The 15685-nt window shown below is 52.8% G+C and carries 15 protein-coding genes and 2 tRNA genes; 6 read left to right on the forward strand and 11 right to left on the reverse strand.

Going from position 1 to position 15685, the window contains the following annotated elements; translation table 11 throughout:
- The first annotated feature begins 143 nt into the window (after positions 1 to 143).
- The 3 genes from KB559_RS17375 (at position 144) to KB559_RS17385 (ending at position 1178) form a co-directional block, all read left to right on the forward strand.
- A complete protein-coding gene (locus tag KB559_RS17375) occupies positions 144 to 521 on the forward strand; it encodes a PilZ domain-containing protein (RefSeq protein WP_211023301.1) in 378 nt (125 codons plus the stop codon).
- 79 nt (positions 522 to 600) lie between these two features.
- Positions 601 to 674 (forward strand) — tRNA-Gly (locus KB559_RS17380).
- A gap of 75 nt (positions 675 to 749) precedes the next feature.
- Positions 750 to 1178, forward strand: coding sequence for an EamA family transporter (locus KB559_RS17385; RefSeq protein WP_211023302.1), 429 nt, complete (start codon positions 750 to 752; stop codon positions 1176 to 1178).
- A 455-nt stretch (positions 1179 to 1633) separates the two neighbouring features.
- Here KB559_RS17385 and KB559_RS17390 read toward each other — a convergent pair.
- The 3 genes from KB559_RS17390 to KB559_RS17400 all read right to left on the reverse strand — a co-directional run bounded on the left by KB559_RS17390 (position 1634) and on the right by KB559_RS17400 (position 3462).
- Positions 1634 to 1707, reverse strand: a tRNA-Arg gene (locus KB559_RS17390).
- 948 nt (positions 1708 to 2655) lie between these two features.
- The gene (locus KB559_RS17395) at positions 2656 to 3042 is read right to left on the reverse strand and encodes a hypothetical protein (protein WP_211023304.1); all 387 of its coding nucleotides are present in this window, start codon (positions 3040 to 3042) and stop codon (positions 2656 to 2658) included.
- Between the two features lie 105 nt (positions 3043 to 3147).
- Positions 3148 to 3462: a hypothetical protein gene (locus KB559_RS17400; protein WP_211023305.1), complete on the reverse strand. Its 315-nt coding sequence runs from the start codon at positions 3460 to 3462 to the stop codon at positions 3148 to 3150.
- Positions 3463 to 3615: 153 nt separating this feature from the next.
- Between KB559_RS17400 and asnB the strand changes: the two genes are divergently transcribed.
- Positions 3616 to 5460 (forward strand): asparagine synthase (glutamine-hydrolyzing), encoded by a 1845-nt coding sequence (asnB, locus tag KB559_RS17405; RefSeq protein WP_211023307.1) that lies wholly within the window; start codon positions 3616 to 3618, stop codon positions 5458 to 5460.
- Positions 5461 to 5529: 69 nt separating this feature from the next.
- Here asnB and KB559_RS17410 read toward each other — a convergent pair whose 3' ends face one another.
- The 3 genes from KB559_RS17410 to KB559_RS17420 all read right to left on the reverse strand — a co-directional run bounded on the left by KB559_RS17410 (position 5530) and on the right by KB559_RS17420 (position 8150).
- Complete coding sequence (locus KB559_RS17410; RefSeq protein ID WP_211023309.1) at positions 5530 to 6162, reverse strand: XTP/dITP diphosphatase; 633 nt, start codon at positions 6160 to 6162, stop codon at positions 5530 to 5532.
- Positions 6162 to 6923: a ribonuclease PH gene (gene rph / locus KB559_RS17415; RefSeq protein WP_280520397.1), complete on the reverse strand. Its 762-nt coding sequence runs from the start codon at positions 6921 to 6923 to the stop codon at positions 6162 to 6164. Before rph ends, KB559_RS17410 begins: the two co-directional genes overlap by 1 nt.
- A gap of 153 nt (positions 6924 to 7076) precedes the next feature.
- Positions 7077 to 8150 (reverse strand): GerMN domain-containing protein, encoded by a 1074-nt coding sequence (locus tag KB559_RS17420; RefSeq protein ID WP_211023313.1) that lies wholly within the window; start codon positions 8148 to 8150, stop codon positions 7077 to 7079.
- A 191-nt stretch (positions 8151 to 8341) separates the two neighbouring features.
- Between KB559_RS17420 and KB559_RS17425 the strand changes: the two genes are divergently transcribed.
- The gene (locus KB559_RS17425) at positions 8342 to 8914 is read left to right on the forward strand and encodes a phosphatidylglycerophosphatase A family protein (RefSeq protein ID WP_211023315.1); all 573 of its coding nucleotides are present in this window, start codon (positions 8342 to 8344) and stop codon (positions 8912 to 8914) included.
- A 147-nt stretch (positions 8915 to 9061) separates the two neighbouring features.
- Here the strand turns inward: KB559_RS17425 and KB559_RS17430 are convergent, their stop codons facing one another.
- From KB559_RS17430 to KB559_RS17440, 3 genes are all read right to left on the reverse strand, one after another.
- Entirely contained in the window at positions 9062 to 10060 is a 999-nt protein-coding gene (locus KB559_RS17430) for an MBL fold metallo-hydrolase (RefSeq protein WP_211023317.1), read from the reverse strand.
- Entirely contained in the window at positions 10057 to 10812 is a 756-nt protein-coding gene (locus KB559_RS17435; RefSeq protein WP_211023319.1) for a methyltransferase domain-containing protein, read from the reverse strand. Before KB559_RS17435 ends, KB559_RS17430 begins: the two co-directional genes overlap by 4 nt.
- Positions 10813 to 10975: 163 nt before the next feature.
- Complete coding sequence (locus tag KB559_RS17440) at positions 10976 to 12145, reverse strand: peptidylprolyl isomerase (RefSeq protein ID WP_211023321.1); 1170 nt, start codon at positions 12143 to 12145, stop codon at positions 10976 to 10978.
- A 216-nt stretch (positions 12146 to 12361) separates the two neighbouring features.
- On the opposite strand from KB559_RS17440, the gene KB559_RS17445 reads away from it, so the two are divergent.
- Complete coding sequence (locus KB559_RS17445; protein WP_211023323.1) at positions 12362 to 13717, forward strand: dipeptidase; 1356 nt, start codon at positions 12362 to 12364, stop codon at positions 13715 to 13717.
- Positions 13718 to 13781: 64 nt separating this feature from the next.
- Here KB559_RS17445 and rbsB read toward each other — a convergent pair whose 3' ends face one another.
- A complete protein-coding gene (gene rbsB, locus KB559_RS17450) occupies positions 13782 to 14699 on the reverse strand; it encodes a ribose ABC transporter substrate-binding protein RbsB (RefSeq protein WP_211023325.1) in 918 nt (305 codons plus the stop codon).
- A gap of 16 nt (positions 14700 to 14715) precedes the next feature.
- Positions 14716 to 15684 carry an ABC transporter permease subunit gene (rbsC, locus tag KB559_RS17455; protein WP_211023327.1) on the reverse strand — a complete coding sequence of 323 codons (969 nt, stop codon included), beginning with the start codon at positions 15682 to 15684 and terminating at the stop codon, positions 14716 to 14718.
- Position 15685 lies beyond the last annotated feature (1 nt).

A 15685-nucleotide genomic window follows, 5' to 3' on the forward strand; every position in this document is an offset into this window, starting at 1 on the left:
AAAGGCGTGACTTAAGGAGAAATTTCCTTCGGCCACGCTTTTTGACTTTTTGTTCATTAAATGGGGCGATAGATTCATGTCCAAATCCCCTCTTTTCGCGTATAATCGGAATATCTTGCCTTTTGGAGGTTCAATAACCAGACATGAATTCCCGCAGAAACGAACCGTTTCGTTATACGATCAACCCGCCGATGACTTGTTGGATCGAGATTAAATCCATCGATCTCAAACCGGTCAACAGCAAACTGGCCGAAGCTGAACTGATTGATATCAGCAAGTCTGGCTGCCGGATTCAGACCGGCCTTAATCTTCATGCCGCCGAGCATTCGATCGGTGCCGCGGTCCATTTTCAACTGAGTGAAGAGAGCTACACTTTTCCCGGAGAAATTCGCTGGCAGAACCCTCATGGGGCCGAGTTGTTTCACTATGGCTTATCCTTGCAACTGACCGTAGAGGAGAAGGAAAAAATTAATGTCGAATTGCGGGCATTAGCTGCCGCAAGGCGAATCGTAGTCATGTAGTGGGCGATTGACGAATTCGGACGGAGAACGGAATACTTGATCTTTTTACTCCGTATGATATAATATTTAAGTCGCTTATGCGGGTGTAGTTCAATGGTAGAACGCCAGCTTCCCAAGCTTGAGGCGAGGGTTCGATTCCCTTCACCCGCTCCATATTACATAACATCAACCCTTTGGATTCCAAAGGGTTTTTCTTTATTTATATCTCGAAAGGAGTTGTTTAACCAAATGCCGCTTTGGCTAATTTATGCGTTATTATCCGCCGTGTCCGCCGCACTGGTAGCGATTTTCGGTAAAATCGGATTGCAGCACATCGATGCTAACGCCGCCACGGCAATCCGGGCCGTCATTATGGCCCTATTCCTGCTTGGTGTAGTTGCTGTGCAGGGCAAGTTTACGCAGCTGGCGGACATCATGGCGCAGAAAAAGGCCCTCTCGTTTATCTTCTTGAGCGGTATCGCCGGCGCATTATCCTGGCTGTTTTATTTTCTCGCGCTGAAGTACGGAAAAGTATCCCAGGTCGGCCCGATCGACAAACTGAGCGTAGTCATCGCCGTGATCCTGGCCTTCGTGTTCCTCGGCGAGAAACTTTCCTGGACCGCTGCAGCCGGCGTCGTCCTGATCGCGGCCGGAGCGCTGCTCGTCGCGATTAAATAGCTGGTACGACGGAGGAGGATACTCGCGCTCCGGCGCGAGACTCCGCTCGGCCTTTTCCGTGGTGCACGGTTGGTCTCGCTACGACGAACCCCTTGTAGGGGTTCTTATTCCTAGGGACGAAAAAAGCCGGTTCGCAATGAACCGGCTCTTGACTACGTCCCAGGAGGTGTACTCGCGCTTCGGCGCGAGACTCCGCTCAGCCGTTTCCGTGGTGCACGGTTGGCCTTGCTACGACGAACCCCTTGTAGGGGTTCTCACCCCCAGGGACGAAAAAAGCCGGTTCGCAATGAACCGGCTCTTGACTACGTCCCAGGAGGTGTACTCGCGCTTCGGCGCGAGACTCCGCTCAGCCGTTTCCGTGGTGCACGGTTGGCCTCGCTCCGACGAACCCCTTGTAGGGGTTCTTATCCCCAGGGACGAAAAAAGCCGGTTCGCAATGAACCGGCTCTTGACTACGTCCCAGGAGGGATTCGAACCCCCGACCGACGGCTTAGAAGGCCGTTGCTCTATCCAGCTGAGCTACTGGGACATATAGTATGTAAAAAAAGGATGCGTTAATTATTATAACGCATCCTTTGGTTTTTTCAAAGAGGATTATTTTGACGATTTTTAACATCGTCTGGAAGTAAGCGGCGAACTGGTTAGTGTTTAACACTGTGTCCTGGCATATATGGCTAAATGGCGTTTGGAATTCAAATGCGATCAGAATTCAGATGCGATCAATGGTAGGAGATTTAACGGACATGGCGGACCTTAAGTCGGCTGATTTGGTCCATTTTGATTTCTAACGGACACAGGAGACGCTATTACCGAGAATTTTCCATGCCAAGTTACTTTTTAAGCCAATTAAGGTCTCTGATGTCCGTTAGATTGCAAAACCACCCTTTTTCCCGAGTTTAAGGTCTCTGATGTCCGTTAGACATTTCCGGTCCGTTCTGCCTGGCCAAGTAACTAAGATTGCTGAAATGGTCACACATGCTGGCCGATTACTCTTACACACCCCACTATGCCACAGTACTCAAAACCACGGTTTACCAACCCAGCCACGTAATAGTTTAAGTTAGTTAATGTGAGGTAACACGCAGCTAGATAGATCGGCTCTTGGATGCGATCGTATAGTAGAAGATTTAACGGACATGGTGGACCTTAAGTCGGCTGATTTGGTCCATTTTGATTTCTAACGGACACAGGAGACGCTATTATCGGGAATTTTCCATGCCAAGTTACTTTTTAAGCCAATTAAGGTCTCTGATGTCCGTTAGATTGCAAAACCACCCTTTTTCCCGAGTTTAAGGTCTCTGATGTCCGTTAGACATTTCCTTTCCGTTCTGCCTGCCAAGTAACTAAGCTTACTGACATGGTTATATTATGCTGGCCGATTACTCCTCCATGCGACGCACGCCACGCACGCCATGCAGTACCACACCGTACCATGCATTCCGAGCCACCCAAGCCACTCCACGTATTGGTTAGGTTATTACACCTTGCGACCCAGCTCCTCTTGCAAACGGGAGGCGATGCCGTCGTGCGCAAGGAGTCGCTGCAGGAATTGCTCCCGCTGGATCTCGGGAGCGGGCCAGCCGGATTCGCAGAAATCCTCCTCGGCCACTACGGCGGTGGCTTGATGCATGCTGTTGTCATACCAGTCGGTTTCGAGATCGGCATCGCTCCGGATCATGCGGATGATCTCGTATTCGTTTTTTCCGCCACCGCTCCGGTCCCCGCCCCCTCCCCCGGAAGACCGCGCGATGTACACAAACAAATCGGGATCTCCGACGGCCCCCGGCCTCACCTGGATTTCCGCGCAGGAGACCCCGTCATACTCCGTAGTTCTTCTGAATGTAGCATCTTTAATGTAATACATTTGCAGTGGCGGCCCCCTTCTTCTATTCCTTTTCGTGCTCGTGCTCCTACCCTACTCCTGCCCTACTCCTACTCCTACTCCGGCCCCCATCATTATCTGAATATGTTAATCCGAATCAAAACCAAGTGAGCTGCGCAATTGCTCGCGGGTCTCTTCTGTTCCAAGCCGGTAAATTTGCCGATATAGTTCATTAATATTGCTTTGGTAGTTGGCGTTGACATCTTCCTCCGGCGTATCGGGCCAAGGAAAGGTGTATGCGATAAAGCCGCTCGTTTCTTTTTCATCAATTTGCTCCAACATATGACTTATCATGTCAGCTTCTTCCGGTGTCGCGCGGATCACCCATTCATAGGGCGCCGCCCCTTGTTCCTCCAGTAAAGAACGCCCCTGAAGCGATACATAGTAAGTGTTTTTTTCCACGTCCATCCCTCCTAACCCGGGGAATAATCCCCTTTTTACTCATAGTTTTCCGTAAAGGACAGACATTTTATGCCTCTGCCAGGCATAATTTGATATTACTTTTCACCGGAACGACGAAGAGAACGGAAGCCGTCTTAGAGAGGAGAAACCAGCATGTGCGGAATTACCGGATTTATCGAATGGAATCGAGATTTGACGACAGAATCGAACCTGGTGCAGTCAATGACATCCTGTCTTGAAAAGAGAGGCCCGGACGCCCAGGGAACCTGGATTTCCGGGCCCTGCGCGTTCGGACACCGCCGCCTGAGCGTCATGGATCCCGAGAACGGGGCCCAGCCCATGATCATTCAGGAGGAGGGGGCGACATATACAATTGTATATAACGGAGAAATCTACAACGCCCCCGAATTGAAAGATGAACTTCGCAGAAGGGGCCGTACATTCCGGACCCATTGCGATACGGAGGTACTGCTTCAGGCTTATATCGAATGGGGACCGGATTGCGTCTATCGGTTGAATGGCATATTTGCATTCGCGGTTTGGGACAGCACGAGGGAGCATGTGTTTTTTGCGAGGGACCGGCTGGGAGTCAAGCCGCTCTTTTACAGTGAAATCAACGAAACCTTGATCTTTGCCTCGGAGCCGAAGTCCATCCTTCAGCATCCCAAGATGGAGGCGGTGATCGGACCAGAAGGATTGGCGGAAATTTTCGTTGTCGGTCCTGCGCGGACACCCGGGCATGGGATTTATCGAAACATGCACGAGCTGCGTCCAGGGCATGTTATGATCTTCAGCCGCGCCGGACTCCGATCCTATGCTTATTGGAAGCTTGAGGCGGAACCCCACGCGGATTCCGTCGACGAGACCGCCGCCAATATCCGAACCTTGCTGCAGGACACTATGGAACGTCAGCTGTTATCGGATGTTCCGGTATGCACGCTGCTGTCCGGAGGTCTTGATTCCAGCGCACTGACTGCATTGGCCGTCGACTATTACCGGCGGACCGGTCAGGGGCAGGTGCATACGTATTCGGTGGATTACGTGGATAACGATAAATATTTTCAGGCTCACAGCTATCAGCCGGGAGCCGATGCGCCCTGGATCAAGCGCATGGTGGAGGAGCTCGGCACGGAGCATCACTGGATCTCCTTCGATACGCCCGAGCTGATCGGCGCATTGCTGGATTCGACTCTAGCCCGCGACCTCCCCGGCATGGCGGATGTGGACGCTTCGCTGCTGCTCTTTTGCCGGGAGATCAAAAAGGGCGCGACCGTGGCCATCTCCGGGGAAGCCGCGGACGAAGTATTTGGCGGCTATCCCTGGTTTCACCGCGAAGAGCTGCTGAGCTCCGGCACGTTTCCCTGGTCCGTGGCTACCGACCTCCGGGCCGGTTTGCTGTCTCCGGAAATCCGTGACTGGATTGCTCCAGAACGGTATGTTGCGGACAGGTACAGCCAAGCGGTGGCCGAGGTCCCTCATCTGGAAGGAGAAACGCCGGAGCAGGCCCGGATGAGAACGATGTCGTATTTGAATATCACCAGATTCATGCCGACCCTGCTTGACCGGAAGGACCGGATGAGCATGGCCGCCGGGCTTGAAGTCCGTGTCCCGTTCTGCGACCATCGTCTGGTCCAATACGTCTGGAATGTGCCTTGGGAGATCAAATCGACCGGAGACCGTGAGAAAGGCATTCTTCGCAAAGCATTGGAAGGTATCCTGCCGGACGATGTTCTGTACCGCAAAAAGAGCCCCTACCCCAAAACCCACAATCCGGCTTATCTTGATGCGGTCAGGGGGCAAGTGCTCGCCATTCTCGACGATCCTTCCTCGCCGATTCTTCCGCTTGTCGATGCAGCCCGGGTCCGCGAGATTGCGGCATCCCCCGAATCATCGACACATCTGCCCTGGTTCGGCCAGCTGATGTCCGGTCCGCAGCTTTTCGCATATCTGGCTCAAGTCAATCATTGGCTAAAGACCTACCGCGTGGCGATCCGATAACCGGACCTGAAATACACAAAAAAACCTTGGCTAGCCTCAAAAAGAGAGGAAAGCCAAGGTTCTTTAAATTTATTCACGCGCCGATGCATTCAGCTTGTCGGCCAGTTCCCGCAGCGCCGCGCCGCGGTGGCTGACCGCCTGTTTTTCTTCCAGTGTCAGCTCGGCGAGCGTTTTCTCGTAGGCCGGCATATAGAACAATGGGTCGTACCCAAAGCCCCCGCCTCCAGCCGGCTCCGAGGTAATCCAGCCTTCAACCGTACCGGTGGCATCGGTAAATTCTCCCGTCGCCGGATCGTACAGGGCGAGATGGCATACGAACCGGGCCGTGCTCAGCAGCGGCTGTTCCGTATCTTCTCCCTGTTGCAACTTCTCAAGCTCCCTCAGCAGCTTCAGGTTGTTGTCCTCGTCCGAGGCTCCCTCTCCCGCATAACGGGCGGAGTAAACTCCCGGATCTCCGTTCAGCTTATCAACGCACAGACCGGAATCATCTGCAAGCACGGGCTGGCCCAGCAGATCGCCGGCGGTTTTGGCCTTTTTACGGGCGTTCTCTTCAAAAGTCTTGCCATCCTCCACGATCTCCGGAATCTCCGGGTAATCGTACATGCTTTTGACGGGTTTGCCGAGAAATTCAAGCGCATGGGCAAACTCGCGCACTTTTCCTTGATTACGGGTAGCGACAATGATTACTGACTCGTCAGCCATTATACGTTAGCCCCCGTTTCGCCGCCCCGGATCTTAAGCGCAATCGGTCCCAAGACTTCACGCTGCTGCTGTATCATTTCCTGAATTCCTTTTTCCGCAAGAGCAAGCAATCCGTCCAGCTCCTGTCTCGAAAAAGGTTTTTCTTCTCCGGTTCCTTGAACCTCGACGAATTGGCTTTGGCCGGTCATCACGACATTCATATCGACCTTAGCCTTGGAATCCTCCTCATAGTTCAGGTCGAGCAGCATCTGTTGACCCACCACGCCAACACTGACTGAGGCAAGATAATCCGTGATCGGAAACACGGGCAGCGAATGCTTCAGGGCAAGCTTGTTCACGGCAATGGCCAGCGCAACGAACGCTCCGGTAATCGACGTCGTCCGGGTGCCTCCATCCGCCTGCAGCACATCGCAATCGATCGTAATAGAACGCTCGCCAAGCGCCTGCAGATCAACTACCGAGCGCAGCGCGCGCCCGATAAGACGCTGAATTTCCATCGTTCTTCCGGTAAGTTTGCCGCGAGCCGACTCCCGCTGATTACGGGTTTGGGTCGCCCGGGGGAGCATGGAATACTCTGCGGTTACCCAACCTTTTCCCTGCCCCTTCATGAACATCGGAACTTTCTCTTCCACCGTGGCCGTACACATAACTTTGGTATCGCCGACCTCGATGTATACGGAGCCTTCCGCATATTTATTTATGTCCACGGTCAATTTCATCGGCCGCCGTTCGTTCGCCTCACGCCCGTTTATTCTCATCATTACTGCCTCCTACGTTTCATGCTGTCTTTATGCTTTCCCTATTCTACCAAAGTGTAGGCATAAAAGCATCATTCCATTCCTCCCCCAATCATGGGCTTCCGGAACAAAAAAAGAAGACCCGCTACAGCAGGTCCTGTTCTGTAAAATGACTTCTTACAGCGGAATTTCGTTGATGCTTTCCGGGCGAAGCACCGGTTCCCCATACTTCTGGTTGTCCATGCCGATCACGTCTTTTTGTCCGTTCAACCAAATCCGGACCTTTTTGTCCGGGGCATTCTCGGTTACGGTCAGCACCAGCGACTGCAGCATTTGTGCCGGCGGCTTTTCTCCAGCCTCGAACATATCGTCTTCAATGGAGACGGTAATTACTCCATCCTCCGATAACTCCACCGCTTTCAGCACCGTATTGTCCGTGAGCACCCGTTCCAGGCCGTCTCCGCGGGATGGCCCTTTGATCAACTCGGTCAATGCGCCCGTGACGGTGTTTTTCTCCGAGGATACGAACCGGGTTACCGGTACGAAGTACTGGACCCCATCCGGCGTCGATGCCGAGAAGAAGACCGTCACCGGCCGGGTCTGAGACAAGCTGATGCCGTCACCCAGCTCCAGATTGATGCCCAGCGTACGGTTGAGCGGCCGATCCAGGGGAGTTCCGTTCACCGGCATTTCATTCAGTTTGGCGCCATCCATCCACAACTGGACGTTTTCGATATCCGGATCGCCAAGCAATGTCCATGTAACGGCCTCCAGAATCTTGCGTTCGTCCGTAGCGGCGTAAGTACCGAACGACTTGTTGAATTCGACGATCGCCAGCTTCTCGTCCTTTTTCAGCGTAACGGCTTGAACCTCCGTGCCTGCCGGCAGCACCCCGCTGAATCCGGTAGGAACCGTACCTTGATAAGGTCCTCCGTCAACGAGCATCTCCAGCATCCGGATCTGCTTATCCGTGGCGTCGCCCTTCGGCAGGTGTAAAGAAACCGGCGCGAGCCAGCCCTGCTCGTTCTTGAGATAGACGGTCGACAACGCTTCCTCCGTTGCGATGCTTGTCCGGCCTGTCCCGTTCGCGGACTCCAACGATTGCAGCATTTGAGCCTCGACATCGCCCGGAGGCGGATCGATTTGCGCCGAAGAGCCCATTCCGAACAGACTGCAGCCTGACAACAAAAGCGGGATCGCCAACATCCCGGCGGCGGCCGTATTGCGTAACTGGCGGTTCCATCTAATCATCGGACATCCTCCTAACATGTTCTCGGGATTGTCCAAAAGATGACTTTTTGAACAACCTCTATTACTATGTATACGAGCCCCTTTTTGGAAAAATAACTATATTTTTCACCAAGGTGGACAAACTGCATCTTAGCTATGTTTTCTAAAAATACGCGAGTTTACCTCAAACAGCGGGAGGAGTAGGTGACGAGATGGAACAAGAAGAAAGAAAAGCGAAAGCGCCTTACAGCCTGAACAGTAAAAAAGTAGCCGATGCTACGAAAGTCTGGCTTCAGAAGCGGGGCGTTAAAATCGAAGAGATCGCGGAACTGGTCATGCTGCTTCAGAAAAAATACTACCCGAACCTGACGATGGAGGAATGCATCCATAATGTCGAGCAGGTACTGAGCAAACGGGAAGTGCAAAACGCCGTGTTGACCGGCATTCAATTGGATATTCTCGCCGAACAGGAACTGCTGATCCCCGAACTTCAAGATATGATCTCCAATGACGAAGGATTATACGGTGTCGACGAAATACTCGCTTTTTCCATCGTCAATGTGTACGGCAGCATCGGCTTCACGAATTATGGATACGTGGACAAGCTCAAACCGGGAATTCTGGAACGGCTGAATGATAAAACGCTCGGTCCATGCAACACGTTCCTGGATGACATCGTAGGAGCGGTAGCCGCCTCGGCAAGCAGCCGGATCGCCCACCGCAAGCAAACGGAACGGGAGCTTGAGCACGGCGAAGAAACGCTCGGCAAAGACATTGTTCGTTAATCCGCCAAGGGCAAAAGCACAGCTGCGAATTCAACTGTAATTTTCTATCCGCCGTGAGCTGGAAAAACACGAAAAGGCCGCCGAGTAATCTCGGACAGCCAGAAAGATGGCGCCCTTTACAAACAGGGCGCTATTTATTTTGACCGATCATCCTGCCGGACCTGATCTCCTATAAAAGCAGCTTCCATCCGAACCCGGGATTTCAATCGCCCGCCCCTGACGCACCAGTTCGACCAGATGGGCCAGCGCCTCCGACATAGCAAAGCGCATTTGGTGAATACCCAGCTCCATTCCGAACAGGGCGGTACAAATCTCAAAGCCGGTCTGATCCCGTTCGGTCAGCAGCGAATGAATCAGATCCAATCGCTCCTCGTGATGAATTAAGAGGTCCTGCGTTCGCTCCGTAAAATGCGAGAACGGGTTGCGGTGGCCGGGAAATGCCTTAACCACCTTGTAGGCTCCCAGCTTGGAGAGCGAATTTATGAACGATTGCAGCGGCTGCGGGTCACTGCCCGGCAGCAAGCTGATATTGGGGGAGATCTGCGGCAGAACCGCATCTCCGCAGAGCATAAGGCGCCGCTCCGGATCGTAAAACGACAGATGGCCCGGAGCATGCCCCGCGCTCTCGACCGCGACCCAATCCCGGCCGCCCATCACCAGCGCATCCCCTTCAGCCCAGTAAGTCACCTCCGGGGATGGCGTAACCTGTGCCAGGAAGCCCTCCAGATGTTCCGGCAGTTGCTCATACCAGGAGCTCGGCATCCCGTGCTTACGGTAGAGCTGCAATAGCGCGTCGTTCACGTTGCTATCCGTTCCCCACATCCGCTGCGTCTCCTCATGAGCCCGCCTTGACATGAACACCTCGGCTCCGGTCAACAACTGCAAATAACCAGCCATCCCGTAATGGTCCGGATGATGGTGGGTCACCACGATCGAGGCGATCTCTCGGGGAGAAATGTCCAATTCACGCAGAGCGGTTACCCATTCCGATTCGGCAAGATCGGTCCTTGGACCGGGATCCACGATGGTGACGCCTTCTTCGCCACGGAGGATATAGCTGTTGACCCAGCGCAGCGGAGGGGCCATAGAAATCCGGACCCGAACCAGTTCTTCCTGCTCGAACACTTCAATTTCGGACCTGCTCATGCGCATCGCCGCCCAACCATAATCATCCGGGGCGACGTAGCGGCATTATAAACCTCCTCGTCATAGCCCCCATGAATGTAATCCAGAACCAAACCGGCCTGGGAGAGCATGGAGGCGAATGCCTCGCTCTTATACAGCTTGATCCGTTCCAAGTAATTTCTTGGTTCTTTATGCATTTCAGTACCATTGTCACGGATGTCCGTAATGGTAATTCTTTTCTTTACAAATCCGTTTTCGATAGCGCGCGTCTCCTTAATAAGCTGTCCGTCATCCACCCGCTCCGACGCGGGAACCAAATGAGCGGCCGTATAATCCGGATTGAGAAAATCGATAATGAACCTTCCTTCCGGCTTCAGGACCCGGTATATTTCTTTTAACACTTTGAGATGCTCTTCGTCCTTCTCGAAATATCCGAAGGAGCTGAACAGATTTACAACGGCGTCAAAGCCGCCCGCTAGCGGCAAATTCCGCATATCCGCCCGAAGCCAGGTTACCCGTCCATCGGGATCGTTCTTCCGGGCTTCCCTGAGCAGGACCTCTGACAAATCCACGCCGGTCACTTCATACCCCGATTCATCCAAAGCCATGGAATGGCGGCCCATGCCGCAGCATAAATCCAATACTCTAGCTCCCGATGGCAGATCCAGCCATTCCATCATCTTATGTACTTCCCGCTTAGCGCCCTGCACGTCGCGGTGTTTATAGACGAGCAAGTAATCTTCGCCGAAGCTTTCCTCGAACCATTCCGCCATTCTGGTCTCCTCCCGACTCATACGCTTTCCTCTGTCTATCTTTTCATAGCCTTAATTGTACCTCCTGAACCATAACGAGACAAACGAAAAAACATACTCCCCCGTATATAAAACAGAAGGGAGCCGAATGGCTCCCCTTGTCCTGCAGTTCAGATAACAGTCATTATTCTGCTGTATTTGTATCCGTTGTCGAAGCCTCCGCTTTGTCGGTCAGCGTATTCTTGATGTCAGCCTTGCTGCGGATCTCTTCAATCCAAGTTCCAGTCAATTGGCCTACCTGCTGCGAAACAAGCCCCTTGCGGATCTCTTCCTTCTTCTCTTCCAGCGTTGCCGTATGGGCTTCTTTACGGTCGGTCAGTTTGATGACCTGATAACCGGCTTCCGTTTTCACAGGGCTGCTGATTTCATCTTTAGCCAGTTTGAAGGCCGCATTCTCAACAGCTTCTTCCACTTGCCCGCGGGCAAAGAAATCGGTATCCCCGCCGTTAGCCTTCGTGGCTTCATCCAGCGACTTGCTCTTCGCCAGTTCGGCAAAATCCTTGCCGTCCTTAAGCTCCTTAATAATTTCTTTCGCTTCGTCTTCCGTCTGTACAAGAATCACGGATGTCCGTACTTGCTCCGGCGTATCGAAAGAAGCTTTGTTATCTTCAAAAGTTTGCTTGATTTGCTCATCGGTGACCTTCACCTGCGGCTCAAGCAGTTGGGTCAAAAGCTCATTCATTCTGATATTTTCGCGCAGATCTTCCATGGTCATTGCGCTGGACGCCAACGCTTGTTCCAGGTTCTCTTTGGAGCCGAAATTCTCTACGTATTTTTCGATTTCCTTGTCGATCTCGGTATCAGGATAGACAATGTTTTGCTTTTTCGCTTCTTGGTCGATGAGCTTCATAGTGATCAGTTTATCCAATGCCTGCTCATTGGCACCGCCTACAGACATTTCGTCATAAAGCTGATCCTTGGTAATTTCTTCACCGTTGACGGTAGCGACAGCCTCGACCTTCTTCCCGGAAACGAGCGGGATGATTACGGCTGCGATCAACAAGACCGCAAGCACCAGAGAGACGATTTGCCATACTTTATTGCCATTGCCTCCGCCGCCGGACTGTGGCGCTTCCGCCTCCGCTTCCGACTCCGCCTCTGCCTCGGAATCCTGTTCCGATATCAGAGCCATCGCTTCTCCTTCATGGACTTGAGGAATAAAGCTATCCTCCTGGACCGATGCCTCCGGATCCTGAACAGGGGCTTGTCCTTCTTCAGCCACGCTCTTGGAGACTTCCGGCTGATCCTCCGGTTCTTTTATTGATTCTAAATCCTTATTCTCTTTCTCATCCATTGATCGATTGACTCCCTTCATTAATAAGACAGCTTTCTCTTCTCTTATGACTTTACCAGAATTATGTCCCCGTTACCTTAAGGAATTATAAAAAAACCGGGACTATTTTTAATTTTATTTTAATGTATCCATACTAAATCCAAACCTGTCATTCGTGTTATGCGGGGAAAAGGTGTAAAATGATGGGGAGAATATGTTCGGGAGGAACTGACAACCATGGATTATCAAGCCTATTTTCAAAGTAAAAAAGATGCGCATTTAAAAGAACTCGGCGAACTGCTTACGATTCCGAGCATTTCCGCCCTGTCTGAGCATAAAGCCGACGTATTGAAGGCGGCGGAATGGGTCGCCGAATCCCTGCGGCGCGCCGGCATGGATAATGTAGAGGTGCATCCCACAGCGGGACATCCCGTCGTAACCGCAGAGCACCTGCATGCTCCGGGTAAACCAACCGTCCTTGTATACGGCCACTATGACGTTCAGCCGGTCGATCCCCTGAACTTGTGGGAAACGCCTCCGTTCGAGCCGTCCATCCGCGACAACAAGCTGTACGCTCGCGGTGCGACCGACGATAAAGGCCAAATGTTCCTGCATGTCAAAGCCGTCGAGGCGATTCTGGCCCAGGAAAAAGAGCTGCCCGTTAATATCAAATTTTGTATCGAAGGCGAAGAAGAGGTGACCAGCCCGAATCTTCCGTCCTTCCTGGAATCCCACCAGGAGCAATTGGCGGCCGACGTCATCCTGATCTCGGATACGGCGCTGCTGGCACCGGGAAAACCGGCGATCTGCATCGGGCTTCGCGGACTTTGTGCGCTTGAGGTATCCATACACACCGCCAATACCGATTTGCACTCGGGTACCTTTGGCGGAGGCGTACCAAACGCGCTGCATGCTCTCGTTGCCCTGCTTGCAACCCTGCATGATGAACAAGGGCGTGTTGCAGTTGAGGGATTCTACAAGGGAGTTCACGAACTGACGCCGGAAATCCGTGAAGAATTCGCGAAGCAGCAGTTTGACGAGGAACAGCTCAAGCAAACGCTAGCCTTGACCGAACTTTACGGGGAAGAAGGCTACTCCTTCGTTGAAAGAACCGGCGCGCGTCCGACTCTTGAACTAAACGGCGTCTACGGCGGTTTCCAAGGAGAAGGTACCAAAACGGTCCTGCCAAAAGAAGCGCATGCCAAAATTACCTGCCGTCTCGTAGGCGACCAAGATCCGCAGGACATCATCGACAAAATCGAAAAGCATCTGCATGAGAACCTTCAGAAAGGTGCAACTCTTCAAGTGAAGGCCACCGAGAAAGCCCGCGCTTTCACATGCGACCCTTCAGATCCGATGCTGCAAAAAGCAGCCGACGCGTACGAAAAGGTGTACGGAACCCGCGCGCTGTTTACGAAGGACGGCGGCTCCATTCCGATCGTGGAAACCTTGTCCCGCGTATTGTCGGCTCCGGCCGTCATGATGGGCTTCGGCCTGCCGGACGAAAACCTGCACGCCCCGAATGAACATTTTAATCTGGAAAACTTCGATAAGGGCCTGTTGACGATCGTGGAATATCTGAAATCGTTATAGAATGCAAAAAGGCCGTTCCCGCGTCAGTTCGTACTGACCGGGAGCGGCCTTTTTTTATCTTTGCCTATTCCTTTGTTACCAGCTTCAATGGCGCCGGGATAGACTTCTCTACCGTTTTGCCTTGAAGTACATCATGGGCGGCCTGTACCGCGAGTTGTCCGATCAGCTCAGGCTGCTGTGCCACAGTGGCGGTCAATTGGCCCGCCTGGATCGACTTCAGCGCATCCTCGTTACCGTCAAAGCCGATAACCGGAATATCCTTGCCGGAGCTTCGGATCGCTTCGATTGCGCCGAGCGCCATTTCATCATTGTGAGCAAATACGGCCTGCACATCTGGGTTTGCTTGCAGCAGGTTTTCCATTACGTTCAAACCTTTAACGCGGTCAAAGTCCGCGGTTTGCTTGGCGATGACTTTGAGGTCCTGATCCGCCACTTCATGGAAGCCTTTGCCGCGTTCGCGGGTGGCCGATGCGCCTGCGACGCCTTCGAGTTCAACCACTTTGGCTCCTTTGCCGAGCAACTGCACGATGTATTCCGCAGCCATCTTACCGCCTTTGGCATTGTCCGAAGCGACCAGCGCTTCAACTTCCCCTTGATCCGCGGAACGGTCCAAGGTGATGACCGGGATGCCCAAGTTATTCGCCGATTGCACTACCGTCGAGATCGCGGCCGAATCGGTCGGATTGATCAGCAAGACGTTGACGCCTTTTTGCATCAGATCGTCCACATCGTTGCTTTGTTTAGCCGAATCATTTTGCGCGTCGACAACGATCGTTTCAATGCCGAGCTTATTCGCTTCGTTTACTACGCCGTCTTTTAAGGAAACAAAGAACGGATTGTTCAAAGTGGAGACGGACAAACCGATTTTCATATTTTTAATGTCCCCGCCCGTTTTGGGCTTGGCCCAGCCCGGCGGTTCCAGAGAACAGCCGGTGGTCAGGATCAGCAGAAAGGCTGCCAGCAGGATCGTTAGCTTTTTCATAGTCAATTCTTCCCCCTTATGCGGATTTCTTGCGGTCGATGAGGACGGCGATCAGAATGACGATCCCTTTGACTACCATCTGGTAGAAGGAAGATACGCCCAGCATGTTCAAACCGTTGTTCAGCGTACCGATAATCAGTGCGCCGATGAGCGTGCCGACGATACGGCCGCGGCCGCCGGAAAGGCTTGTTCCGCCAAGGACAACCGCCGCAATCGCGTCGAGTTCATAGGAAGTACCGGCGGTTGGCTGCGCCGAATTCAGACGGGAGGTCAGAATCGCGCCCGCCAATGCGGACATCAGACCCGCCAGGGTATAAATCATAATTTTTACGCGGGATACTTTAATCCCGGACACGATTGCCGCTTTTTCATTGCCGCCGATCGCATAGGTTTTGCGTCCGAAGGAAGTTTTGTGCAGCACGACCCATAGGATCGCAAACGTAATGATCATCGTAATCGCCGGCACTGGAATACCGAATTGGTAGCCGCGGCCAAACAATTGGAATGTCATGCTGTCGCCGAGTCCGGTAATCGGATTCCCGTTTGTGTAAACTAGCGTCAAGCCTCTAAAAATCGTCATCGTGGCCAGCGTTGCGATAAACGGCGCCATTTTCCCCTGGGTAATCAGGAGACCGTTCACCATCCCCATCACACCGCCGAGCAGACAGCCGACAATGATCGCGAAGATCGGATCAAATCCGGAAACCATCATGTTCGCCACAAAAGCACTGGATAACGCCAGGATGGAGCCGACGGACAAGTCGATGCCACCGGTCAGGATGACAAAGGTCATGCCGAACGCGATCAAGGCGTTGATCGACACCTGACGGAGCAGGTTCAATATATTAAGCGGTTCCAAAAAGCTTGGATTAAGGATCGAGACGATGATGATCAATATCGCCAGACCGAGCAGCGGACCTAACTTCTGCGTGATTTGCGAAAGCTGGAATCCTTTGGCTGCGCTTGCTTCATTCTTTGTTGTCATA

The sequence above is a fragment of the Paenibacillus sp. Marseille-P2973 genome (genome assembly GCF_018101095.1).
GTDB classification, from domain to species: domain Bacteria; phylum Bacillota; class Bacilli; order Paenibacillales; family Paenibacillaceae; genus Fontibacillus; species Fontibacillus vini.

Coding starts and splice junctions, on each gene's coding strand:
- KB559_RS17375 (WP_211023301.1), top strand. CDS start 144: ATGAATTCCCGCAGAAACGAACCGTTTCGTTATACGATCAACCCGCCG.
- KB559_RS17385 (WP_211023302.1), top strand. CDS start 750: ATGCCGCTTTGGCTAATTTATGCGTTATTATCCGCCGTGTCCGCCGCA.
- KB559_RS17395 (WP_211023304.1), bottom strand. CDS start 3,042: ATGTATTACATTAAAGATGCTACATTCAGAAGAACTACGGAGTATGAC.
- asnB (WP_211023307.1), top strand. CDS start 3,616: ATGTGCGGAATTACCGGATTTATCGAATGGAATCGAGATTTGACGACA.
- KB559_RS17410 (WP_211023309.1), bottom strand. CDS start 6,162: ATGGCTGACGAGTCAGTAATCATTGTCGCTACCCGTAATCAAGGAAAA.
- rph (WP_280520397.1), bottom strand. CDS start 6,923: ATGATGAGAATAAACGGGCGTGAGGCGAACGAACGGCGGCCGATGAAA.
- KB559_RS17420 (WP_211023313.1), bottom strand. CDS start 8,150: ATGATTAGATGGAACCGCCAGTTACGCAATACGGCCGCCGCCGGGATG.
- KB559_RS17425 (WP_211023315.1), top strand. CDS start 8,342: ATGGAACAAGAAGAAAGAAAAGCGAAAGCGCCTTACAGCCTGAACAGT.
- KB559_RS17430 (WP_211023317.1), bottom strand. CDS start 10,060: ATGAGCAGGTCCGAAATTGAAGTGTTCGAGCAGGAAGAACTGGTTCGG.
- KB559_RS17435 (WP_211023319.1), bottom strand. CDS start 10,812: ATGGCGGAATGGTTCGAGGAAAGCTTCGGCGAAGATTACTTGCTCGTC.
- KB559_RS17440 (WP_211023321.1), bottom strand. CDS start 12,145: ATGGATGAGAAAGAGAATAAGGATTTAGAATCAATAAAAGAACCGGAG.
- KB559_RS17445 (WP_211023323.1), top strand. CDS start 12,362: ATGGATTATCAAGCCTATTTTCAAAGTAAAAAAGATGCGCATTTAAAA.
- rbsB (WP_211023325.1), bottom strand. CDS start 14,699: ATGAAAAAGCTAACGATCCTGCTGGCAGCCTTTCTGCTGATCCTGACC.
- rbsC (WP_211023327.1), bottom strand. CDS start 15,684: ATGACAACAAAGAATGAAGCAAGCGCAGCCAAAGGATTCCAGCTTTCG.